Origin of the sequence: Paenibacillus popilliae ATCC 14706, assembly GCF_000315235.1 — a bacterium.
GTDB lineage: Bacteria > Bacillota > Bacilli > Paenibacillales > Paenibacillaceae > Paenibacillus_B > Paenibacillus_B popilliae.
On the sequence record NZ_BALG01000545.1, the window covers coordinates 1 to 232 of the forward strand.

The 232-nt window shown below is 51.7% G+C and carries 1 pseudogene; it reads left to right on the plus strand.

Annotated features, from left to right (window positions below):
• Window positions 1-232 (plus strand): annotated as a pseudogene (locus PPOP_RS19095) (IS5/IS1182 family transposase); the annotation flags it as partial.

A 232-nucleotide genomic window follows, 5' to 3' on the forward strand; every position in this document is an offset into this window, starting at 1 on the left:
AGCTTTGGCGCGAGCATGGCATTTTTGAAAAATTGATGAAGTACGTCGTGGATCAGTGCATAGCCGCGGGTCTTGTCAACACGAACGTCGATGCCGCTGTGGACGGCACCCAGGTTCGGGCTAACGTCTCGATTCATAGCTTGAAAGAAATTCAACTGGCTCCTGTCGAATCCATAGAGGCTTATTTGGCACGTCAAGCCGCCGAAGATGAATGCGAAGGCAAGGAGCAACC